We start from the raw sequence: 24,089 nt of genomic DNA on the forward strand, positions 1-24,089 counted from the left end.
CCGCTTCCGTTTTGCTTTATTACGAAAAAAAGCCTGAACTCATTTTAATTCAGGCTAATTTGTTATTTCTTCAAATTAAGCTTGGTTGAACTTTTGCTGTGAAGCTAAATAAGAGAAATACAAAATTGGTAAGATAAACGGCGCTACACTCCAGAAATCAAAATAGACATAGAGGATCGCTCCTAAGAAAGCACCAATCACAAAACCAATTACAATACTGGCACTTTTTAGAAAACTGGCCCGATTGGCTGCGTTATTGTTTTTAAGTAAGTTGGCAATATCAATTCCGAGCTGGGTAGTGTTGCCTGTCATCATGGTGCTTGGGCTAATATTTTTAATAAGGGTTTTGCTTGAAGTATTACGAATAGCCAAAGCAATTAAACCTAGCCCACCCGTTACTGCAACTGTTAATGCATCCGGATCTTTAAATGGCTCGAAGTAAAGCCCTGCCACCATAAAGGCACATAGAAAAATAGCTTCAAATAAAAATAAATAAGACAGCGTCTTGTGCTTGACCTGACTGCGGTCAATCAACAATTTGGTAATAACAACGGTCAAAATAAATAGTGGAATTGCTGCGAGCTTAATCCATAAACCCGAGCCACCTTTAACCCATGCTGCCCCTGCCAACACTAAGTTTCCCGTCACATGCGCGGTGAAAAAGCCAAACAATGCAATAAAACCAATAGTATCAATTGCCCCACCCACCATGGTGAGTAAAACAGGATCTCGACATATCGCCCAGGTACTTTCTGTGTCTTTTTTCATTGGGGTATCTGTCATAAAAAATATCCTGTTAAATTAAAACTTTAAAGTAAGCAAGTTGTATATAAATGATTTAAAAATGAATAATACTAAAGCGTTTATGAAAGCAAAAAATCATGTAAAAAAATAGGGTGCGTAATGTCGTAACACTGTCTTTAAAATGGCAACAATCAAAATTGACTATTTTTAAAACACTAAACTGTTATCATCCTTAAATCAATTTGACCTCCAAAACTGTTCTAACTATGATGAAGCCGCTAGTTGACATCAACTGGTTTTGGACCTGAAAAAGTTATGCCAAAATATGGATAATCAATAACAACAATCACGAGTAGATATATGTCACTTTATAATTTTTCAGTTTTTTTAGGGGGATTATTATTTGTATCTGTTGCCTTCGCGGGTCAAAAAAACAGTCCTCATCGTGATTTCTATCTAAAATGTATTGCGGCTGGTCATAGCCGTGCAAGCTGTACATGCATTTATCATCGTTTAGAACGCCAATACTCCCCTAAGCTCATGCATAAACTTGGAAGTTTGAGTTTACAAAGTCCTGAAATACCGCGTGATTTTGTAAAATCCATGATGCGTACCATGCAAAAATGCCAGTCATAATTTTATTTTTTAAGCCACATCCACGCCAATACCCCAGCCATACATAAAATTGCCGGATAGACAAACCACGGGTGAGGAATGGTCCAAATCATCAGTCCCGCAGCCAGGCTCATACTCAACGTCGAGATGTATTTTGCCTTTTTGGGAATACGACGATGTTCTTGCCACTCACGAATGAGTGGACCGATATAGCGATGATTTCGAAACCATTGATGAAGTTTTTCAGAACCTCGAGCCGCAAAGAAAACCGCCAAAATTATAAAATCAACAGTAGGTAAACCCGGAATAAAAATACCCAATATGCCAAGCGCAATACACAACCAAGCCAAACCAATAAACACCCAGCGTGCCCACATAGAACGGGCAAGCTTACTGACTGGTTGAGCGGGTGCTAACGACTGCTCATGTTTTACCATGACATTTACTTGATTAAGTTTATCCATATCGGGTATTCCCTTTATCCACTTTTTACTACTTCAATTCATCAAGCTGATCAAGCGCTTGACCAAAATATCCAAAGGCATCTAAAGCTCCTTGAACGACTCGGTCTTGCTGGGTTTGGTCAAAGCCTGCTTCATCCAGTGCTTGTACAAAACGTTTCCAGACTTTCGCGCGCCCTTCGGGATATGCCGCTAAATTACGTGCAGCAAACGTTTCAGAAAAACCTAAATGCTTTTGAGCTTCTTTAAATAAAAATGCGGCCCCTAAAGTTGAACCTTCAGACACATAAATCCAGCCTAAAGCTTCGGGTAGCTGTACGTTTTCACTCTGTAATTGCTGCCCGTTGGGTTGAATACCTAAATCATTTAAATCGGCAAGTGCTTGTTTTGAGCGGCCACGAATGTCTAAGTCCGGAATCAGTCCAGCTACACCCTCTTTTTCAAAAAGATGTTCAATTTCACGCTGAAAGTAATATTGAGACAAAGTAAATTGCGCGTATTTTTCTTTACTTGAAAACACCTTTGCCTCTGACATTAATTGATGCATACGTTCGTGTTCAGCAGCAGTTTCTTGTTTCAAACGTAAAGACAAACTGTTGCTAATGATTTGTTCTGTAGATGAATTCATCATCTTTCTCCTGCAAAATAGATATTACTCATCGGTTAGCGGCCCCGATTGAGTTTGAGTTGGACTGGAAAATCTACAACAATGGTCACGGCTCGACCGTTAATTTTGTGGGGTTTAAATCTGGATTTACGTGTAGCTTGTATGACCCGTTCATCAAGGCTTTGAATACCCGAACTTTGACGTAATTGAATGTTGATTGGCTGCCCTTTTTCATTAATGCGAATACGAAGCTCAACCAAACGATTTTGTTGTTTTAACTCTCGGTCATCGTAATCAAGCCCGCCAAAACTCAGCACATCCACACTACTCACCTGAACAACATCATCATGTTCAACTTGAGTGTTCGGTGCTTTGGAATACTCTTGCTGCGTTGCAGGTGTTTTAACGCCGCCACTTTTGGTCTCGCTATTGGTGTTTTGTGGCAACTGCTCAGTTTGCGTTTGTTCAAGGTCTGTCGAACTCAGTTTTTTATCGTTATGAGCCGCTCGCCTTTCTGTAGGCTGCATTGCTTGAGACGAAGCTAAATTATTTAAATTCGTTTTTGGTTGTTCTTGCTGTTTGTCATTTAAATTATTTTGCACAACTTCTTTAGAAGCAGTTTTTGACGCTAATGTTTGAACATTTGTAGGCGAGTTTTTTGGCTGATCGGGCGCATGAGATACCGAACTGTTTAAAGTAGATTGAGGCGTTACACTGTTTTTAGGTTGGCTTTCAGTCTTTTCAACCGATGGCTTTTTAGCAGGTGCCAATGACACAAAACTTACTTTTAGTGCATCTACTTTGAGTGTTGCCTTGAAAGTATAAGGTTCAATTAAATGACTCAGCATCCAGACAGCAAACACATGCAGTCCAATCACCACCACTAGGGTTAAGCACTTATAAAAATGCTTCGGCCCTTGTAGTAAAGGCAACATAACCATTGGCTTATGTGTAGGGAATAATGATTTTGATTTCATGGCTTATTCCCTAAAAACGATGCTCAAGCTTGAGACTAATGTTGTGTTTATCGTAGGAATACAGCCAATCGACATTGCTTTTATTATGGTTATAGCGATAGGTTAAATTAGGCGTCATGCCATAAAACTCAAAGCGCGGCATTTGCACAACAAAGGTATAGTTTTGTTCAAAATCATGACGACGAGCTAAGAAAGTTTCTGCGTATTTATCAAACAGGCGCCAACGATAAGAACTCAGCAAAGTGGTATTAAATCCTGTACTCCAAGATTTGCTTAAGCCCAATCGCACACCTTGCTGTTGGTAGGCAGCCATGTATTTTTCTTGGGTCGAATGCTCGAGCACATCTAGACCACCAAAAAAAGTCCACTGGTCTGGAAAAATCTTCCAGAAAGTAGCAAAAGCTGAGCTTTCTACCCCATCTAGGGTTTTATATTTCTGATAATTTAAATCTTTACTCTCAGCCTCAAGCTTGAAAGCTTTATCTGCAGAGATAAAATGCATCCACTCGGCACGTGCGCCCCACGCATTGTAAAGACCATCATTGCCATAACGTTTATGTTCAAAAAGTGGACTCACCCCAATTTGATTTTTTAAGTCAAAGTAGCTGTAGCCTGCATTAATGTTAATGGTAGATTCATTAAATGCCGCGTGGTCGTTATAGGACTGTCCAAACGCCAGCGCACGTAAAGCCACGCCATGATGCCCCTTAATCGCATAGCGTTTAATCAGACTGGCTTCGTAATCTAAACCTGTTGCCGACTCAGCTTTAGGCGTCCCACGGGTAACTTCCCTAACTGGGATAATATTACCGTCACTATCTTTGCCATAAAGCGTCCATGTTTTGCTTTGTTCAGATGAACTATTTAAATTACTAACATAGGTGTAACCCGCTGAAACCGAGCCTTGCCAAGAGTCTCGTTTTTTTAATGCTTGAACAAAGGTATTCACTGTTGTTAAAACCCCAGATGGAATTACCGCAGGGTCACTTTGTTTCAGTTGGTCTTGAATGGAAATAAAAAGGCGTGCTGCTTCCTTATTCTTCTGTTGTTCAAACAGCACGCGCGCTAACTCAAGTTCACAAATTAAATTATGAGGTTGTTGTTTTAGGCTGCTTTGAAATTTTTGTTCAGCCAATTTCAGTTGACCCTGAGAACGTGCAACTGCCCCTTCGGCAAAGTCGGTTAAAGCCCGATCGTAGCCAACATATTTCTTATAATGTTCTAAATAAACCGTGGCTTTGAGCCACTGTTTTTGCATGACTGCCAAATATAACGCCTTGGCAAGATCATTCGGGTTTTGCTCAACACTATATTCTTGTCCATTAATTTGAAGTTTAGGTAATTGCTCGGTACTACGAATGGTTCCCTGCTCGTGAAACTGGCGCTGTTCTTGTAAAAGCGTTTGGTCCAAGCTTTGATTGAGACGAAGCTGTGTGTCTTCGTCGGCATATAAAAATGGACAACTCAACAATGTCAGACAGCACAAAAGCGTTCGTTTCATAAAACAATAAACCTGAAGCAACCAAGCAAAAGCCAAAAAACAAAAGGAACCTACGTGTGTAGATTCCTTTTGCATTGATTAATTTTTAGCACCGCCAAATGCAGTGTTGTAAGACACGTTATCAAACTGGGCAATACCCGCTAAAGCCGAAGCATTTGCACCAAAGAATTGACCTTGCACCACACCAGAGTTGTCGACACCAGCTGTACCATTAGCCGTTGCTAAACCTGCAAACGCAGCAGTACCTGAGTTAAATGCCACACCATCTAGGCTTAATGATGAAACAGCCGTACCAGTTCCTGTAAGCGTTCCTTCAAGTGTACCCGCGCCATAATTTGCCGTGAATGTACCACTTAACAGATTACTTCCAGAACCGTTTATCCCTGCAACGGTATAGGTTGCAGTACCCGCGGTTGGAACCGTGGTATTGGTATTATCACCCGCGTAGTAAACGGTATGGCTCGCGCTTGCCGGCGTGTCGCCCGCTTTCCACCATTCACCAAAATAGACTTCCTGTGTGCCCACCTGACCAAAGTTAAAATTACCTAATGCACTGTGTGAAGGTGGCATTGCAGACACTGGAATATGCGAAATATTAAAGGTTTTGCTGCCAACCGTTACATTGGTGTTACTTGTTCCCTGAGCAGCAAAAGCCTGAGCCAAACCTTTTAACGAACTAAAACCTGTAAAAGCGTTATATGGTGCACCCGCAGCTTGAACCGATACCGCTGCTACACCACCCGGATGGCTTGCATTGGCAGCAGCACCGATTTTGATGTTACTTTCATTACTCGAAATACCATCAATTCCTGCATAAGCAAATGCAGTTGAACAAGCAACGAGACCCAAGAACAATTGAGAGATTTTCATTTGTTGTTACTCCATCTTTTTTTAAACTAAGTTATTGTTTAATTTAAAATAACGATTTCGCTATTTTTTAGTTTATTGAGTAGGCCCAGCTGCAAACCTACTCGGTTTTTCTGTAAATAATAATCATTCAAACTTATTATTTACCGTTACCTGACTCCCCTTTTATGTATGTGTAGAGGGAATCAAATTCTGTTTAAAATTTGGTGGTCCAACTAATTTTCATCGTTCGGCCGGGTGCGGCCATGGCACTACGAGTTAAAGGATCGATATAAAACTGGTTAGAAAGATTACTGCCGACAAACTCAACCGTGTTGTAGTTATCGACTTGATAACGCGCATAGGCATCAAAAATCCACGTGTCATCCCAAGCCAAAGGCACATTGAGGTAATAGCCTTTATTGACGCTAGCATCATTGTTTTTGCGTAGCGGGCTTTCATAAGCTTTATAGAATGTTGCGCGTGCACCTAACTCTAACTTTTCATCAAAAAAGCGTGCGCCAAGCAAACCGTGGAAACTCAGTTCAGGAGTGGCCATTGTTACCAAGTAGCCATTTGGGAAACCATCATCAACACAACGCTGATACGGTTCACGGAACTCAAGGCCCTGCTCGGTTTGAACCGTGCCGCCTAAAATCATTTTGTTAATGGCACTATTGGTGTCACACACTTCATTTTTTAAGTTATAGGCCACGCTCAAGTCTGTGAAGAAACCGCCATTATCAAAACGGCTTTGTAACTCTAGACCTGATAGCTTTTGCTCATCCATATTGGTAAAAATAAGGTTTTGATCACGCTCAATCACATTTTTGGTTTTGTTGTAGTAATAGGCGAGCTTAATGTCAGCATTGCGTGCTGTACTAAACCAATCACGCATGTCATAGACATAGCCTACTTCGTAGTTAAAGGCATGTTCAGGCTTAATTGCTTGATATGGCAACATGGCAGAAAAACCGACAGTGCTTTCAAACAAACTTGGTAAGCGATATTCCTCTGCATAGCGTGCATAGATTCTACTGTTTGGCGTGAGATGAATTGAGGCACCTAATTGCGGTGCCCAGCCGCTATCTTTAACTTTGTCGGCAGACTCAACCGGAACTTGGTCTACCACTGACATAAAGTTCCCACCAGTTACGACGTACTTTTGGCCAGAGGCATTGAGCTGGTTTAAAGGGTTATCGGCAAGCGACAATTGCCCATTCGCATCTGCTTTCCAGCTCAGCGTATTTTTCTGTGACCAGATCATGTTATACAACGTGCTCTCTGATGCAGGTACAGTATCGAGCTGCCCATCCCAATCAGGATTTTTTGTGGCATAGCGCTGTTTTAAAACATTGATTAAACGCTGCTGAGTCGCGGTGTAACTCTCAGGCATGGTCTGATATTCAAATGTATATTCTTTAAGCCTACTTTTTTTGGTAAACAGCGGATTTAAACTCGGGTCAATCTCGCTCTGCAATGACTTATTTAAAAAGTCATCAACAGCCCAATACGAACGATAACGCATGCCAGCATCAAAACTTAACCAAGACAGCGGTCGATAATTAAAATTAAAGTCGAACGTTTTTTCCTCACGGCGCCCTGCTCGTGGCAGCGCCTGATAGAGCGAATAACTCGGGCCAAATTCGCCATATATATCGTCGGACGTTAGTTTTTCTTTTAAGAAACTTCCACCGAGCGTCAAATCAAGCTGGTCAAGCAAACGAGTTTTATTACTGACCGTAATTCCTTTACGCGTATTGTCAGAATGGCTTATTGCCGTGTTAATAATCGTGTTATCTCGAAAATCGATTGTGGTTGGCCACCCACCACGTGTGTAGGTCTGGCTTTCGGTGTCGGTTTGCCAAATGTTGGCATAGAAATCAATCCAGCGATTATTCTCAGGCTTAAACTTATATTCGAGGCTATAAGCTTTAGAGTGAATATTGCTTAAAGGCCACTGCGGAACACCCAAGTCAGGCGTAATACCCCAAACAATTCGAGACGGCATAATTTCACCAAAAATATTTTTGGTATCTCGGTAAGTCAGTTTAAGAGTCTGGCTATCGGTTGGGCGATAGGTCCCTTTTAATAACCATGACTCCATATGACTTGAAGTGTTGGGAACTTCATCACCCGGTTGATAGGCATAGGCAAAGTAAGGAATAAAATCGAGACTACTGTCCGGTGTCGCTCGTTTATAGTAGCCCGCGCCATGTGTCCCTGAAAAATAATTGCCGCGCTCACGTACTGCATAAACAGCCAGTAAATCGAATTTGTCTTGCTTGGTGGCAATTGCCAGTCGGCCCGCCAAGTCATCGCCCGAAAAATGAGAGTTATCACTTCTGGTCCGGTTCTTTTTATAAATATCGGGGTCATATTTCGCCCCATTCATCTCGATCCAAGGCGTTGTGTCATCGTAGTTTTGGCCCACTTTACTCATGTCCGGCAAAGAAGGATCAATTGAGTTGGTTGAACCTTCTACTTTTAACTCGGCACCGAAAGACTTACCCGGACGAACAATATCATCGGCCTCTAGCGTTTTAACCACTACACCGCCGCCAACAGAAGTTGTGGTATTGCGCTCTAAAGATGGGCCCTTAATGACTTCAATGCCCGCAATGAGATTGGGGTCGATATAGTTTCGGTTGTTTACCCCGTTATAGCCACGCCACACCGCAATCGACTGTTCAGTACCATCAATGGTTAAAGGCACACGGCCAACACCCTGCACACCACGTACACTTGGGTCGAGTGCGCCACTGTTGCGAGCATCGCCGCTATAGACTCCCACCATACCTTGTAAAACATCGGCTGGGGTGGTTCCTTTAAATCGCTCAACATAGTCTTTGCCTGCATAGACCGAAGAGCGGTTTGCGTCATAAACTTTGTTATAGCCTTCGGTGTCACGGTCTTCTTTGCCGTACACCACAATTGGTGTGAGTCGTACCGATGCATCTTCTTCAATTACGGCACTACTTGGCGGCAGGCTAGCGGCCTGAACCTTAGCGGGAGTGACTCGTGGGGTAGATTTTTTGCTGAGTGTGTAGCCCTGCCCAACTTTTACAGCATTAAATTCAGTTGATTTTAAAAGCTGCTCAAAACCTTGCTCGATAGCAAAATTGCCTTTTAAGCCTAGGCTATGCAACCCTTGGAGTTGCTGAGCATCCATTGCAATTGAAGTACCCGATTGTTCGGCAAACTGGTTGAGTACGTTAGCAAGGCGACCGGCAGGAATGTTATAGCTTTTAACTCCGGCTGTTTGTGCATAGACCTGCTGCATAGGTAGCACAACAAGTCCACCCATCGACACAGCATGTATGGCAAACGCCAGTGTTGAGAATCGAAAAATCGATCGATTCTGCTTTTGCCCCGTTCCCGCTTTTTTCATTTGACCCGCCCCAGTAAATCGTAATAAGAATCATTCAATACAACTAATTAAAATGATCCATATTTATTGCTTCTACTTACTATGACGAACGACTTTCAAAAAAGTGGAACCTAAAATTAAAAATAAATTTAATTTTTTATTATTTTAAAGAAACCATGACCACAAACGGCGTGATTTGCTTAATTTCCAGCTCTGGAAAAACCGTAGCCAAAAGCTTAAGCGATTCTGTAGTCTGGTCTAAAGGCAACACCGCATTGACCTGCACATGTTGCAATGCTGCATCATTAAAAATAATTCTGCCTTTGTAGTTGCGGTCTAGCTCTTGTAGTACTTGATTCAGCGGCAGGTTTTCTACCATAAGCTGATGCTTTTGCCATTTTTGTTGTTCGTTATAAACATTTAGTGCAGGCAGTTTTTGCACGCCATTTTTGTCCATTTTAATGGCTTGCCCTGCTTCAACAATAGCCTGACGAGTCGCATGCAATTGGGTGGTTTTAACTTGCGTGGCTTCTACTTTTACCTTTGAGTGCAACATGTTGAGTTCAGTTGCCGAAGGGTCATAACTGACGCTAAAAGCTGTACCGAGTGCCTGAATTTGTCCATGACTGGTTTTGACCAAAAACGGTCTAGTTTTATCTTTGGCAACATCGACATAAATTTGACCTTGCACCAACTCAACCATTCGCTGGTTAGTTTTAAAATCAAGATTAACTGCACTTTTACCACGTAAAATTAAACGTGAACCATCTGGTAAGGTTTGCGTGGTCCACTGCCCCGATTGCCCTTGAATGTCGGCTGTGACATAGGCCACAGTGGTGTCAGTTAAATAAAATAACGCCCCACTCATGGCAACAAACACAACGGCAAAAGCTGTTCCTGCACGTAAATGTTTATAAGCTTTTCCTGAGCTTAGGCCAGCTTTAAGGGCAACCTTGGTAACTTTTTTATGTCCGCTAGTTTGAGAAAGTTTTTGAATTGAACCAATACACTGTTCAATGTCGGCAGCCACTTGGCGGTGTTGCTCACTGGTTTTTTTCCACTCTTCAAATTTTTGCTTGGCGGTTTTTCGTGAGCTTTCATCATCCGAACTCAGTTGAACAATCCAATGCGCGGCTTCTTCAACGAGTTGGTGATGTTTGCTTTTGTCCATGGCCATTTAAATGCAAGCGTCCATGTCTTGTCGGTTTTGGTAGCACTGAATTAAACAGCTCGCCAAATATTTTTGAATCATTTTGGTCGACACACTTAAACGCTCTGCAATTTCTTTATGGGTATAGCCTTCGAGGTAATGCAAAATAAAAGCTTGCTGTGCTTTTTCAGAAACCCCTTCGAGTGCTTTGCAAAGCTGGTTAATTGCTTGAATAATTTGCATCTGGTCTTCGGGTGAAGCCACTGCATCAAGCATATATTCCATTTGACTCAAGCCATCTAAATAGGCCTGTTCAATGCGTTTACGGCGCACTTGGTCAATGAGTAAGTTTTTAGCAATCGACGTTAAATAGGCGCGCGGTTCCTTAATGCCGAATAGCTCGTCTCGGGTTTGTAGCAGTTTAATAAATGTGTCCTGAACCAGATCTGCGGCCTGATCAGTATTACCTAATTTTTGTCTCAACCATTGGTGAAGCCAGCTTTGGTGACTTCTATATAACTGATCTACAAGCAAAGAAGTTTTGTTCACAGCAATTGGACTCAAAACAAGGAACTTACAAATGATAATAATTATCATTTAAACAAGTCAAGCAATAATTCAAGTAAAACTTAAATCACTTTTTAATAAATTGAATTAATTGCCCGCTTGCTTTGCTGCACTTCTCTTAAAGCAAATCGGCAAGATTTCTAATTTCTTCCATCACCGCCTTACACGCAGGCGTTAAATAGCCATGTTTAGAAATAGACAAAGAAATATAGCGCTTGAGTGCGGGGTTAATAATTTTTGCGGCTTGAATTGAGGTGTATTGGCTGGCCTTTTTTAAAGCTTGCGGCCCCAGCATGGTATACATGCGAGATTCGGAAACCAAATGGGTTTGTAAACTAATCGAGTCGGCTTCAAAAACAATATTCAGCTCTACCCCATTTTCATAAGCCATGTGGTCTAAAAAATTGCGCCAGTTACTTGGCCTGCAAAAGGTGACCAGTGGTAACTGACTTACCTCTTTAAAGTCGACTTCATTTGCCTGAGTGAGCGCGTCTCCTTCACAGCCCACCAAGTAAGTATCTGCTTCGGTAAGGTAAACATCGCTTTGTTTAGGTGTCGGGTTAAACCGGTAGAGAATGGCTAAATCGACGCTGCCATCTTCAAGCCATTTTTCCAAATGCACCCCTTGCCCTTCACGGACTGACAGTTTAATTAAGGGATATTTCTCTTGAAGCACTTTATAGAGGGTCGATAACAACGGATGTGCAGTAGACGGCAAACTGGCAATACGAACCGTCCCGATCGGGGTATTGGTCGAGTGTAAAATTTCATTATTGAGCTGGTCGGTTACGTTTAGCCATGAACGAATTTTAGGAAGTAAGTGCTGGCCTAAATCGGTGAGTTCAACGCCTCGTCCAGTTCGGTTAAATAAACGACCACCACATTGCGCTTCAAGCTCGTTCATTTGCCGACTAATTTGTGGTTGGTTGGTGTTATGCAGCATGGCGACTTTGCTTAAGCTACCGAGTTCCACCGCGTCTAAAAATATTTTCCATAAATCATAATTCATCGATTCTTCCTAAATCGTAAACTAGCGCTTTTGAGCTATACATTTTCAGTATAACTGAAATTCAAGAATTGGTAATTCCTACATAGCTCACCTATTTCTATACTCCAATCATGTTCTCTACAACACGATTTAAATCAGATTAAGAACCAGAGAATATTTAATTACACTGTATAGGAAGTACGATTATGAGTTTAGATTTACGTGGATTAACCCCAGCACCTGTGACTCCTTTTACCCGTGACGGACAAGTAGACCATAATGCAATTCAACGTTTAGGTTCATGGTTAGGCAGTATTGATGGTGTGAAAGGCTTGGTTGTTCTTGGGCATGCAGGTGAAGGAACATTCTTGTCACAAAAAGAACAAATGCAGGTCATCGAAAGCTTTGTTAAATCGGTAGATGACAAAATTCCGGTAATCGCGGGGATTACACTCGAAGGTACTTCGGTTGCAGCAGAAGAAGCAAAACGTGCAGTCAGCGCAGGTGCTTCGGCAGGTTTGATTTACCCTTCACATGGCTGGTTGCGTTTTGGCTATCAAAAAGGCGCACCACAAGACCGTTATAAAGCAATTTATGAAGAAAGTGGTTTGCCATCTATTTTATTCCAATATCCAGATGCAACGAAGGCCACTTACGACCTAGAGACTCTACTCGATATTTCTGCACAGCCAGGCGTATTTGCCATGAAAAATGGCGTGCGTAACATGCGCCGCTGGGATGTCGAAATTCCGATTATTCGCCGTGAACGTCCAGACTTACAGGTGTTGACGTGCCACGATGAATATTTGCTTCACACTATGTTTGATGTAGACGGCGCTTTGGTTGGCTATGGCAACATTGCTCCTGAACTTTTAATTGAAATGATTAAAGCAGGTAAAGCCAAAGATTACGCTAAAGCACGTGCCATTCACGACCAATTATTACCAGTGACTCGCAATGTTTATCACCGCGGTTCACATATGGAAGGTACGGTCGCGCTTAAACATGCATTGGTTGCTCGCGGAATTTTGGACCATGCCACTGTACGTTCACCACTGCTTCCACTAGCAGATGGTGCTGAGCAAGAAATTCATGATGCAATGCGTCAAGCCGGAATTGGCAAGGTCGATTTAACCCAAGCCGTTGCTTAAATTCTATTCGGGCTAGCATGTACGCTAGCCTTTTTTTCCTGTACGCTGCCTGAGGCCAAACATCGGGCATGTCTCTTAAAAACAATAATAAAAAGCATGCAAACTGTGGTGAACAGGTAGTGCGAAATAGAACAAAAAAACTACGAGGAATGTAGTAATAAGGAGATAGAAGATGACAAATCTAGCGGATGTAGAACAAATTAGTCATCATCAAAAAAATGCGGAAATTATTGCAAGACTCGAACGACTACCCGTCACTGGTCGATTGCAATTCATGCGTATTACCATTGGTATAGCGACCTTTTTTGACGCTTATACTGTTCTAGCAATTGCCTTTGCTTTACCCCAACTCATTACCGAATGGCACCTGACGCCTGCCTATGTCGGTGCGATCATTGCCGCGGGCTATGTCGGCCAACTGGTCGGTGCGATCTTCTTTGGTTCTCTTGCCGAAAAAGTCGGTCGTTTAAAAGTGCTGTCTTTTACCATTTTACTGTTTGTGGCAATGGATATTTCTTGTCTGTTTGCGTGGAGCGGAATGTCGCTGTTAATTTTCCGCTTCTTACAAGGTGTTGGAACAGGTGGCGAAGTGCCTGTTGCGAGTGCCTATATTAATGAGTTTATTGGTGCAGAAAAACGCGGTAAGTTTTTCTTGCTCTATGAAGTTTTGTTCCCACTTGGTCTTATGTTTGCAGGCATGGCGGCATTTTTCCTCATGCCAATTTACGGCTGGAAAGTCATGTTTATTGTGGGCCTAATTCCATCTTTACTGGTCATTCCTTTACGGTTTTTCTTGCCTGAGTCACCACGTTGGCTTGCTTCAAAAGGTCGTTTTAAAGAAGCGGATCAAGTGGTTAAAAGCTTTGAAGACGGTGCCATCAAAAGCGGTAAAACTTTGCCTGAACCAGTGGTTAAAGAGATTAACCCACAAGGCATGGCAAAAACCGACTGGCGCGAGCTGTTCCGTGGTATCTACCGCAAACGTACCTTTACCCTATGGGGCATGTGGTTTTGCGTGTACATGGTGAACAATGCCATGGTGACTTGGCTGCCATCTCTCTACAAACAACACTTTGGCCTGTCGCTTCAAACCAGTTTAGGTTATGGCTGGATTACCTCGGGCGTGGGTGTGATTGCCTCTATTATCTGTGCGTTAATGATTGATAAAGTCGGTCGCCGCCCTTGGTACAGTGCAGCATTTTTCTTGGCAATCATTCCACTCATGAGCCTTTCAATTTTAGGCGCAAAATCGGCGATGGAAGTTGTGATTTTGGCAACGCTCAGCTATGCCATTTTGCAAACTATTTCCTTCTCTTTATACCTCTACGCTGCCGAACTTTACCCTACTCGCCTACGTGCGATGGGCATTGGTTTTAGTACCGCTTGGTTACGTGCCGGCTCTGCAATTGGGCCTGTTATGGTGGGCCTCGTGGTTGGTGGTTACGGCATTCAATATGTGTTTAGTGTGCTTGCCGTTGTGGCACTCATTGGTGGTCTGGTGACCTTCTTGTTTGCCATTGAAACCAAAGGCCAAGTGCTCGAAAAACTCTCTCCTTAATTCATCCATTTCATAAAAAGCTTGCCTAACCCCAGCGTTAGGCAAAGGGCTTATTCATGCTTAAAAAAGGAATTTAAAATGAATAAATATTTGCTATGGGGCTGTATTGGTTTAGGCAGCGTGAGCAATGCGTATGCAGAGCTTCCTCAAGAATTTGGCAAGTTAGAATTAAAACTCAACACCCGTTACTGGAATGATGAAGGCACCGCCCACCCCACGCTTGCCAACCCTTCGCCTTCATCGAGTGAATATGAACAAAGTGCCTTAGGGCTTGAGTTAAATTATCAGTCACCTTACTTGTGGGACTGGCTTGGGGTAGATGGCTCACTCTATGCAGTCACCAAGTTATTTGACTCTGGCAAGCCGAGCGCTCAGCTTTTAGAAGTCGAAAATAACGGCAAGCTCGACCAAAACTTTGCAACTTTAGGGCAGCTCTACCTCAAAGCAAAACTGGATGATAAAGGCGAAATTAAGTTGGGCCGTCAGTTGCACGATTCGCTGTTGCTTAAAAGCACCAATAACCGCGCGGTGCCCGATACTTTTTCGGGTGCAAGTGGTCAGTTTCAACTGAATGATCAGCTACAGACTTACATAGCCTACTATGACCGCTGGAAACCGCGCAGCATGGACTCTTTTGAAAAACTAGTAACTGAAAATGACGAGCGCATTGATTATGTCGGTTTGCTTGGTGCCAAATATCAGTACAAAAACTGGAGCATGAATGCCGAATATTTAAATAGCAAAGATTATTTAAAAAAGTATGGGGCGATTGCTCAATATAAATTGCCCTTGCATGGCCTTGTATGGACATTTAACACAGGCGCTTTTTTCTCACGTGATGATGGCAAGCTGTTTAAATGTGGTGCCGAAAGTGAGCTGGACTGTATCAAAGGTCAAGACATTAACAACCGTGGGAATGGCTATTTTGTCGATGTAAATGTGGCCAAAAATAATCTTGAAGGTGGCATTGCTGTTTCAAAGTTTGATGGTTTTTGGATTGAAGATAACTTTGCCGTGCACTCTGACCGCAACTCGGTTTTGACGCAAGACCACGGCACCAACCCGTTTCCTACCTCTGCGACCATTGGCCCTGACTTTACCAATAATGATGAAACTGCCGTTGCCCTTCGCCTGAAATATAACTGGAAAGACTATGTGAAAGGTTTAAAAACCGAAGCGAAGTATATTTATGGCTTTGGTGCTCACCAAAGTAACATTAGCAGTGATATTGAAGGTAAAGAGCGTTACTTTGACTTTACGGTGAGTTATACCTTGCCATGGGTGAAAAACTTAGATGTACGTTATTCATTTTTGCATTATGAGTCAAAATTTGAAAATGCAAACCTAGGCGAGAAAATAAATGGCATGTCTCGGAAAGATTGGGACCAGCACCGTGTATTTATTAATTACCGTTATACATTTTAAGCATAGGCTAAATTTTTAGTTTAGCTTTATTATTTTTATTAATTTTACGATTTAAATCGATTAACTTTTGAGTTTAATTAAAATATAAATTTATATTTAAAATTTTTATAATATTTTATTTAAATTGAATTGACCTATTAAAAACTTATGATTATTATGGTCCCGCTGGCCTACATTGCCAGTCGGTTTTGACAGACCGCTATACATACAGCGCATCAGATTTGCTCCTTCTGAGGGGGAGATCTGTGTGTAAAAACCACCGTCCCCCTCACGTTGCGGTAGGGCGGAAGGGGGACACCTTCGGGTGTGCTGGTTCTGTATGTCCGGTCTGTCAACCCTCTTTCGTTCTACCACCCTAATCAATTGACGGTGATCTTTGGTGGTAGAGCTCCATACATTCTAGGAGTTGACCATGATATTTTTTATATTAATCCCCTATCCTCTCTCGTAATTTTATTTATTTAAAATTTAGGCTTTCTCTCACCTAAAATATTTTAAATTTATAAATAATTTTATTTTAAAATTTTAATCATTTTATTTTATTGCTTTTATAGGCGGGGTAACTATTTCCTTTTAAAAAAATTTTTAAAATTAAAATATAGCGGTTTATTTTTTCTCATTGAGATATCCCCAAATCATCACGAGAATAATATGAAATTTTATAAAACTATTTTGATTTTAGGCCTTGTGATCGGCGATTACAGCGTTTCGGGTTGTGACCTCCACACTCAACAGGATTTTGAAGAAATTTGCCTGTCGGGTGGGCACACCCAAGCCAGTTGCGACTGTATTTACCAACGGCTTGAACAAGTGTATTCGCCTAAACTCATGCAACGTCTAGAACATGTCAGTTTGCAAAGTCCTGCTCTCCCACAGGACTTTGCCCCTACTTTTTTTAGTGTCATGCGGCGGTGCGATAAAGAAGACATGGGCTAAGCGTTTGGCTTAGCTCCCTTATCTCTGTGTCGCAATGGTAGATGACTTTAAATCAGCGCAAAAAATTAAAGTTCTGTTGTGGCACGGGGGCCTTGGGAGGAATGTGATCGTTCTAAATAAATTAAGATTAAAAAATTACAGTGAACTCATATTTCCATAAGCTATAGATTTTTAATAAATTATATTTCATTATTCATTCTACATTTAACAACTACTAATTATTCAAATGTTTAAAACTGAAAATTATTATCACGTAGAGTATTGGGGAAATCAGGGAATAACTCAAACCTGTCTAATGAGTCTTTGTAATTTAATTCAAACTCATTCAGATTTAACCTATGCTTTGCTTCTTACCAATGAGCAGGCTCATGCCTTTATTATTAAAGACGAAAATGAGAGCTTTTATGTAATACGCTCAGGTTTTACCTCAGGATATATGGGTGAAGGCCCTAGAGGCTTAGCAACAGCATTAACATTATTAAAAAGACATCAAATAGAAACTGAAGAAATATTGGTAAGTTCAAAAATTTTAAGAAGGGCAAATAATTCAACTTTGAATGACTCAGAGATTGAACTTCTATTTAAACAAGAAATCATTCGCCCAATCAGATTACACGATTATATCTATCCTTTTACAAAAGAAGTTTCTGAAACTCATAAATCTAAACGCTACTATCCTCTGGAACTACCTTATTCAATTTTAGATGATAGAATTTTTGATCTTGCTCTGCTTTTTAAGCACGATCCTGATTCAGCTCTTCTAAAAGCTTATAAACGTCTAGAAGATATTATTAGAGGTCGTACTGACTTAACGGAACATAGCAGTAAACTATTTTCTCAAGCTTTTAATTCTCCAAACTGCCCTCTTACATGGAGTTTAACAGATAAATCCGAAATTATTGGTCGAGCGAACATATTCATTGGAACTTATCAAGCTTTCAGAAATGCTCGAGCACATCGAGAGTCAACTGAGAACTATGCTCAAATGTTTAGAGAGTTTCTTTTAATTAATGAGTTATATCTATTAGAAGGTGAAGCAGTTGAAAGATCCCCTCTTTAAGAGCCGGTATCTAATTAAATCAAAGAGCTCAGGAGAGCTCTTTTTTATTTTCAATAAATTTTAGAAAATTAATTAATGCTAATTTATCTTTAAAGTTAACGCCTATTCCATATTCTGTAGGATTTCCATCACACTTCGATAGATCACATTTTGGAAATTCAGCAAAAGCAGAATTCATATTCCCTTTTTCTTCAAAACTAAACTCAACTTTCTCTAGCTTTGTAAAAGCTTCTTTAAATTTCAGAAAAGATGGATGTATCATCAGCCTCGAAGGTTCTTTTTTCCTTTTTTGACTATCTTTCAAACGTTTAATATAAATATATTGACCATTCTTTAATTCAAATTCATGAGCATATTTACGAGTATTAGTTTGTGTATCCCCTAGCTCTGTCATGAGCTCATAAATTTCTTTACAGCTTAAATATGTGATTTTTACCTATCAAACATTAAAATTTTACAAATCAGTAAGCGGTTGATTTTTTAATAATAACTTTCGTTGTTTCCAATCTGGCAAATAAGTATCCATTAATGCCTTGAATTCGTCATTATGAGTGCGAACTAATAAATGTACCAGCTCATGTACTACAATATATTCAAGACACTCATAAGGCTTCTTCGCTAATTCAAGATTAAATAATGTCCGAGCTGTATCCGTATTACAACTCCCCCATTTTGTTTTCATCTTGCGTATGCCATAAGCATTCATTTTAACTTGTAGACGTTTTTGCCAATCCACTAATAATTCTTCCAAAGCTGTCTTTAGCTCGCTACGATAAAACTCTTCAATGACTTTACGACGGCTATCTACCGTAGAGCGAGGATTCACAAAAAGATCTAACCATTGACCATGTTTCTTGATGGTATGCTTTCCACGATGCTCTATAACATTTAACCTATAGTGTTTACCCCATAAATAGTGGCTTTCTCCGCTCATCATTTCACGTTTAGATTGTCTTCTTTGCTCCTTAAAATCTGCCTGTTGTTTTTTTATCCACCCTAAACGTCCAATAATTGCCATTCGTACAGATGTTTCTGTCATATGTAAAGGCACAGCAACACGTACATCTCCAGATGGAGGATGCACTGTAATATTTAAATTTTTCACATCTTTTCGATATACTTTTATATCAATAGAACCAATTTTTAGCGTTTCGCTCAATGATATTCCTGATGTAGTTTAGCCAACTCTATATATGCTATTAAAACATCTCTATTGTTAGTTCCCAAGGCTTGGCTGAGGCCCCTGAGCAAAATTTTTTCTTTTGCGTGATCTCCTACCCATGACGCTAATTTATTAGATTGAATAGCTAAATCAATTTTAACTGTCAGTTCAATATCTTTACCAAAATTGTCATAAAGTGCTTGTTTACCAGATGTATTAATCACTTCTGGATAATTCGGTCGGCCTGTTGGTTGAGTTACTTTTCGAGTGATATCACGAATTTTTTCTAAATATTGTTTGTACTCAATGGCTTTCTTCCGTCTTAATTCAATAATTTCATCAAGCAGAACTGACATCTGATCATAGTAAGCAGGGTTTAATGGATTTTCTTCTACAATTTTTTTTCTAACGTTGTTTTCAATTGCTTCAGCCATGGATTCAGGGTTTCTACGAATACTATCTGGCACCCCATTAAAAGCATCATCACCTCGCAAAATCAGATCAATCAAACCAAACTCTTCAAATTTAATGACTTCGTCACTACTTTCAGCTTCGATATACATATCAAGTAGTTGGCGCATTGCTGGCTCATATACTTTCATATCTACGGCATCACCACTATACGCTTTAATTTCCTTACTTAAGTTCTCAAAGAACTTAACATCCTCCTCTATAGATTGCACCTCGTGATCTGTATATCCAGCATCACTCATCTCACTTGCAATATTGGCATAACTACGTAAGAACTTATTAATAGCCTTATACAAGCTTAAACGCAGTGCTTCTTTTTCTTTAATTTCCTCAGAGTTTAATCCTGATTCTCCACAGAAATAATGTAGATAGTCCTGTCTCAGTCTTGGTGCAGGTACAGGTTCACATAGTGCCTTAACGATCTCTAAAGCTGTATCTAAGTCTAGTCGTGCTGCCTGAATACGATCTTTCAATAACCCATCAACATCTTCTTTGTCATATCCATCTAAAGCTTCCGACGTATAATCTTTAATAGTCTTATCTATAGATTTAAAGAGATCTTTATAATCAACAATATAGCCATATTCCTTATCATCAGAATCTAGGCGATTTACACGACAAATCGCTTGGAATAAGTTATGGTCTGCCATCGTTTTATCGATATAAAGATAAGTTGCAGATGGTGCATCAAAGCCTGTTAATAGTTTATCAACTACAATCAGTAACCGCATTTGACCTGGTTCATTAATAAATTTTTCTTTCACTTGTTTTTCAAATTCATCAACCAAACTTCCCACTTGATCTGCTGGCTTTTCAAAATAGTCTGCCAACATTTGGCGATAGATATCATACTTAGCAAGTTTTTCCGTTAAACCCGCACCCGACTCTTCACCTTTGATACTTGCAGCTGTCGGAAGATAACTTGTGACTATCGCCACTTTGCCTTTTAAGTCAGTATCATTAAATAGTTTGTAAGCTGTACAAGCTTGATACACACTTGAACAGACGAGCATGGCATTTCCTCTACCATCCATAAGACGTGGTCGTGTATCCATATCCATTAAAATATCAGCAACTATTTGCTCTTGTCTTGAACGACTGGAGAGTACCTTTTGCATTGTGCCCCACTTCTGCTTAAGTAAGGTTTTGCCTAAATCAGATAATTTTCGAGTCTTGGCTTCAAACCATTCATCTACTTTTTTGGGTGATTTTACTCGCTGATCAATATCTCTTGCTTCATAGCGTATATCGAGGACAACGCCATCCTCTACAGCTTCGTTGAATTTATAGGTATGAATATAAGAACCAAAAACTTCAATTGACTTTTTCTTATCCTTTTTCATAAGCGGTGTACCGGTAAAACCAATAAACATGGCTTCAGGTAATATCTGCTTCATTGCTCCGTGGAGCTTACCAGACTGCGTTCTATGACACTCATCGACAAAAATAAAAAGATCACCTTTCGCTTTAAAATTATGAGGCAATGCTCTTTTCATTTCTTCGATAAATTCATCCGCTGATTCAGTATCATCCTCTTCATCTTCAATATGTCGCCCGAACTTATGTACTAAAGAACAAATAAGGGATGGATTAACTGTATTGAGCGTGTGAATCAGATCTGTACCACTACGTGTCCGATAAATTGTTTCTTCAACACCGCTAAATACTTTCTCAATCTGTTCATCAAGTTCGGTACGGTCTGTGACAATAAGAACCCGACTATTAATAATATTTTCTCGAATCCATTTGGCTAACCAAACCATGGTTAAACTTTTGCCCGATCCTTGTGTATGCCAAATAATACCGCCTTCTCGCTGTGCTACCCTTTGTTTCGCGGCTTCAATACCAAAGAACTGATTATGACGACATGCCTTTTTAACTCCTGCATCGAAGACAATAAAATCATGAATCAATTGTAAAAACCGCTTTTTATTGCACATTAAACTAAGATGAAAATCCAACTTATGTTCATAAGGATTTTCTAATTCTTCTTTCCATTCTAAATAGTATTTTTCAGGTGTTTCAATTGTGCCATAGCGTAGGCCCTGTGAATCATTACCTGCCATTACCAGCTGCATAGTGGTAAAGAAATCACGAATAAAATCTTTCTTTTGGTTATCAAGATTCTGTCTAATACCTTCGGTCAAACTAACTGTAGAACGTTTAAGTTCAATCACACCTAAAGCGATACCATTTACATAGAGAACGACATCTGGGCGCTTCTTATTTTCACCTTGTACTGAGACTTCTTCTGCTACAGCAAAGTCATTTTCTTCTGGATTTTGCCAATCAATTAACCATACCGTTTGCTTCTGTTCACCTTGCCCGTCTTTATCTTTAATGCCATAGCGTAATAAATCATATACATCTTTATTAGCATAATAGAGCTTTCTACCCTCACCTAAAGCGGAGGCTGAATCCAATTTACGGAATGTTTTTTGAATAAGCCCATCACTGATACCCCGTTTTTTCAGCCATGCTTTTAAATCTTGCTCACGGATATTTTTATTCTTTAGATCCTGTAAATTTCCTAAATAACGATAACCCAAATCATTTCTAAATAGTCGAACAATACGGTTTTGTGTGATTCTTTCCACTTGTCCTATATCACTCATTATCTTTACCCTAATCTTTAATATTCAAGCAGTTATTATGTCTTTATGTTGTAAGGAAAATTTATATTGATCTAGTCGCTGCCCATTGAAACGCCATACATCTAAGGCTAGATCTAACATAATTTGTTGACGATTAATAATCGCTTGTTTTGACCAAGATGGAAAAATATAATTTTTATTATCTTTAAAACGATTAATTGCTGTGTTTTTCCCAATATTATATTGGTGATCCAATAAGTTTACGGTCAATAAATTTGACTTTGCATATTCTTGTTGCTTCTGCTCAAACCAATTGGTTGTCAGATTATTCATTTTATTGATGGCTTGGTTAATCACACTTTCGAGTAATGTAACATTACCGAGTTTATATATGGTGTTGTTGTATTCAGCTTTATCTAAAAAATCTTCTGGCAACACATCATCTTTTGGAGTTTGTGGGAAAATGTGCTCAATTTCGAATTGACCGATTTGTTTAAAATTAAACTCAGTTAGACCTACTTGTGTGCGTGCTTGATTTTCTAATTGACCCAAAATAAAACGCTGACGATATTGTGGGTTATAACCATCGTGTCGGATATTTAAAAATTTGAATTTCAACGTATCTAAGCGTTCTAACACATACGGCACAATTGTTTTTTCAATAGCGTGCTGAATCTCTTCTATCGTAGCCTTTCCACGGAATGAAACCACCCAATTAGCAAATGAGTGCTCATTACTTTTACCTAAGATACCCACTGTATTGGTGACAAAGTAAAAGCTTTCAATTTGCTGGGCTAAATAATCAATAGCTGCTTTGTCCGCATTTTTTGATAATGCCAAAAGCATAACCAAATGTTGTCGAGCTTTATATTTGTTAATAAAACCAATATGAGTTACATGTGGGTAATCGCTTCCATCACTCAAACGTTTCGTTGCATTAACTAAGTCAGCATACCGTTGCGCCATAAATTCAATTTCTTTGACCAACTCAATTGGATGAGTCTCATACTTCAGAATAGCTTTTCCTGATTTGGTGATAATCCAATTATAAATATCATCTTCACGCAAAATACCGTTGTGGTATCGTGCCATCATAAAGTAACGTAGGAAACGTAGTGGATTTTCATCTTCTCCACAACGTAGTAAAGCCTCATTAATTTTTTTCCATGTTTCCTTAATGGTACTAAACTGACTTTCATTGGCTTGTCTAAACAACAGGTTTTTGACCAAGTCCATAGCATTCAAGCTTGCACCACGCTGGTTGATGGTTTCAAAAATTTTGAGTGCGCTACCGATATCTTCAGATTCAATGAGTACTAAATCAATTTTACTCATAAAATAGCGTGCAAATTTGGTTAAGGCAGGTACGCCATTTTGCAAAATATTTTCAAGATAATTATAAATTTGATTGTATGCGGCACGCATTTTCTGAATGGAAGCCGTATTTTCACCCTCGTATTTTTCTCTCAGAATTAACATATCTAGAAAATTCTTACTTTCCTCGTATTGAAGCTCAAGACGCAGTAGATGTTTTTCAGTATCCAAATCAAAGCTATACAGCAAGTTATTGACGGTACTTAAATGGTTCTTTTGTAGCTCGGTTAATTCTTGGTTTGATAATAAATCTCGAATTACACACAAGGTGAGTGTAATAGTGGTTAGACGTTGCTGACCATCAATTACATCGTATTTATTTTTGTTTTTAACAATAATAATTGAACCAATAAAATAGCTTTCCTGTTGCTCAGCATTTTCATCGTATTCATTATCAATATCTGTTAAAAACTGCTCGACCTGATCATCTGCTTTCCATACGTATTCACGCTGATAGTCAGGTACGAGAAAAAAATAGTCCTTTAATTTTTCAATCGATTTTACTTGTGCATCAATTTTCATCTTTACCCCC

The 24,089-nt window shown here is 39.9% G+C and carries 20 protein-coding genes; 6 read left to right on the top strand and 14 right to left on the bottom strand.

Annotated features, from left to right (window positions below):
* Positions 1–75: 75 nt before the first annotated feature.
* Positions 76–783, bottom strand: coding sequence for a YoaK family protein (locus J580_RS10990; RefSeq protein ID WP_032004192.1), 708 nt, complete (start codon positions 781–783; stop codon positions 76–78).
* A gap of 321 nt (positions 784–1,104) precedes the next feature.
* Here J580_RS10990 and J580_RS10995 point away from each other — a divergent pair, with 321 nt between their 5' ends.
* The gene (locus tag J580_RS10995; protein ID WP_000061143.1) at positions 1,105–1,380 is read left to right on the top strand and encodes a hypothetical protein; all 276 of its coding nucleotides are present in this window, start codon (positions 1,105–1,107) and stop codon (positions 1,378–1,380) included.
* 2 nt (positions 1,381–1,382) lie between these two features.
* Here J580_RS10995 and J580_RS11000 read toward each other — a convergent pair whose 3' ends face one another.
* The 9 genes from J580_RS11000 to J580_RS11040 form a co-directional block, all read right to left on the bottom strand.
* On the bottom strand, positions 1,383–1,823 hold the full coding sequence (locus J580_RS11000; RefSeq protein WP_032004195.1) for a YbaN family protein: 441 nt from the start codon (positions 1,821–1,823) through the stop codon (positions 1,383–1,385).
* 28 nt (positions 1,824–1,851) lie between these two features.
* Positions 1,852–2,451, bottom strand: a complete 600-nt coding sequence (locus J580_RS11005; RefSeq protein ID WP_002062720.1) for a biliverdin-producing heme oxygenase — start codon at positions 2,449–2,451, stop codon at positions 1,852–1,854.
* Between the two features lie 32 nt (positions 2,452–2,483).
* Complete coding sequence (locus tag J580_RS11010; protein ID WP_032004196.1) at positions 2,484–3,404, bottom strand: energy transducer TonB; 921 nt, start codon at positions 3,402–3,404, stop codon at positions 2,484–2,486.
* Positions 3,405–3,414: 10 nt separating this feature from the next.
* Positions 3,415–4,881 (bottom strand): porin family protein, encoded by a 1,467-nt coding sequence (locus J580_RS11015; protein ID WP_081403631.1) that lies wholly within the window; start codon positions 4,879–4,881, stop codon positions 3,415–3,417.
* Positions 4,882–4,983: 102 nt separating this feature from the next.
* Positions 4,984–5,775, bottom strand: coding sequence for a Slam-dependent surface lipoprotein (locus tag J580_RS11020; RefSeq protein WP_032004198.1), 792 nt, complete (start codon positions 5,773–5,775; stop codon positions 4,984–4,986).
* Between the two features lie 193 nt (positions 5,776–5,968).
* Positions 5,969–9,142 carry a TonB-dependent receptor domain-containing protein gene (locus tag J580_RS11025; RefSeq protein ID WP_032004199.1) on the bottom strand — a complete coding sequence of 1,058 codons (3,174 nt, stop codon included), beginning with the start codon at positions 9,140–9,142 and terminating at the stop codon, positions 5,969–5,971.
* Between the two features lie 139 nt (positions 9,143–9,281).
* Positions 9,282–10,298 carry a FecR family protein gene (locus J580_RS11030; RefSeq protein WP_032004200.1) on the bottom strand — a complete coding sequence of 339 codons (1,017 nt, stop codon included), beginning with the start codon at positions 10,296–10,298 and terminating at the stop codon, positions 9,282–9,284.
* The gene (locus J580_RS11035; protein ID WP_080758527.1) at positions 10,299–10,820 is read right to left on the bottom strand and encodes a sigma-70 family RNA polymerase sigma factor; all 522 of its coding nucleotides are present in this window, start codon (positions 10,818–10,820) and stop codon (positions 10,299–10,301) included.
* A gap of 136 nt (positions 10,821–10,956) precedes the next feature.
* Positions 10,957–11,847, bottom strand: coding sequence for a LysR family transcriptional regulator (locus J580_RS11040; protein ID WP_032004202.1), 891 nt, complete (start codon positions 11,845–11,847; stop codon positions 10,957–10,959).
* A gap of 185 nt (positions 11,848–12,032) precedes the next feature.
* Between J580_RS11040 and J580_RS11045 the strand changes: the two genes are divergently transcribed.
* The 5 genes from J580_RS11045 (at position 12,033) to J580_RS11065 (ending at position 17,956) form a co-directional block, all read left to right on the top strand.
* On the top strand, positions 12,033–12,977 hold the full coding sequence (locus J580_RS11045; protein WP_000050879.1) for a dihydrodipicolinate synthase family protein: 945 nt from the start codon (positions 12,033–12,035) through the stop codon (positions 12,975–12,977).
* Between the two features lie 172 nt (positions 12,978–13,149).
* Positions 13,150–14,535 carry an MFS transporter gene (locus J580_RS11050; RefSeq protein ID WP_032004203.1) on the top strand — a complete coding sequence of 462 codons (1,386 nt, stop codon included), beginning with the start codon at positions 13,150–13,152 and terminating at the stop codon, positions 14,533–14,535.
* A 78-nt stretch (positions 14,536–14,613) separates the two neighbouring features.
* Positions 14,614–15,960 (top strand): OprD family outer membrane porin, encoded by a 1,347-nt coding sequence (locus J580_RS11055; protein WP_032004204.1) that lies wholly within the window; start codon positions 14,614–14,616, stop codon positions 15,958–15,960.
* Positions 15,961–16,611: 651 nt separating this feature from the next.
* Positions 16,612–16,896: a hypothetical protein gene (locus J580_RS11060; RefSeq protein WP_032004205.1), complete on the top strand. Its 285-nt coding sequence runs from the start codon at positions 16,612–16,614 to the stop codon at positions 16,894–16,896.
* Positions 16,897–17,122: 226 nt separating this feature from the next.
* The gene (locus tag J580_RS11065; RefSeq protein WP_032004206.1) at positions 17,123–17,956 is read left to right on the top strand and encodes a TIGR02391 family protein; all 834 of its coding nucleotides are present in this window, start codon (positions 17,123–17,125) and stop codon (positions 17,954–17,956) included.
* Between the two features lie 28 nt (positions 17,957–17,984).
* Here J580_RS11065 and J580_RS11070 read toward each other — a convergent pair whose 3' ends face one another.
* From J580_RS11070 to J580_RS11085, 4 genes are read right to left on the bottom strand one after another with little or no spacing between them, the layout of a single operon-like run.
* Entirely contained in the window at positions 17,985–18,386 is a 402-nt protein-coding gene (locus J580_RS11070) for a hypothetical protein (protein ID WP_032004207.1), read from the bottom strand.
* A gap of 24 nt (positions 18,387–18,410) precedes the next feature.
* Positions 18,411–19,115, bottom strand: a complete 705-nt coding sequence (locus J580_RS11075; protein WP_032004208.1) for a M48 family metallopeptidase — start codon at positions 19,113–19,115, stop codon at positions 18,411–18,413.
* The gene (locus J580_RS11080) at positions 19,112–22,204 is read right to left on the bottom strand and encodes a type I restriction endonuclease subunit R (RefSeq protein ID WP_032004209.1); all 3,093 of its coding nucleotides are present in this window, start codon (positions 22,202–22,204) and stop codon (positions 19,112–19,114) included. The genes J580_RS11075 and J580_RS11080 overlap by 4 nt, the downstream gene beginning before the upstream one ends.
* A 24-nt stretch (positions 22,205–22,228) precedes the next feature.
* Positions 22,229–24,079 (bottom strand): DUF262 domain-containing protein, encoded by a 1,851-nt coding sequence (locus J580_RS11085; RefSeq protein ID WP_032004210.1) that lies wholly within the window; start codon positions 24,077–24,079, stop codon positions 22,229–22,231.
* Positions 24,080–24,089: the final 10 nt, after the last annotated feature.

The sequence above is a fragment of the Acinetobacter sp. 1542444 genome, assembly GCF_000581835.1.
Lineage (GTDB): Bacteria > Pseudomonadota > Gammaproteobacteria > Pseudomonadales > Moraxellaceae > Acinetobacter > Acinetobacter pittii.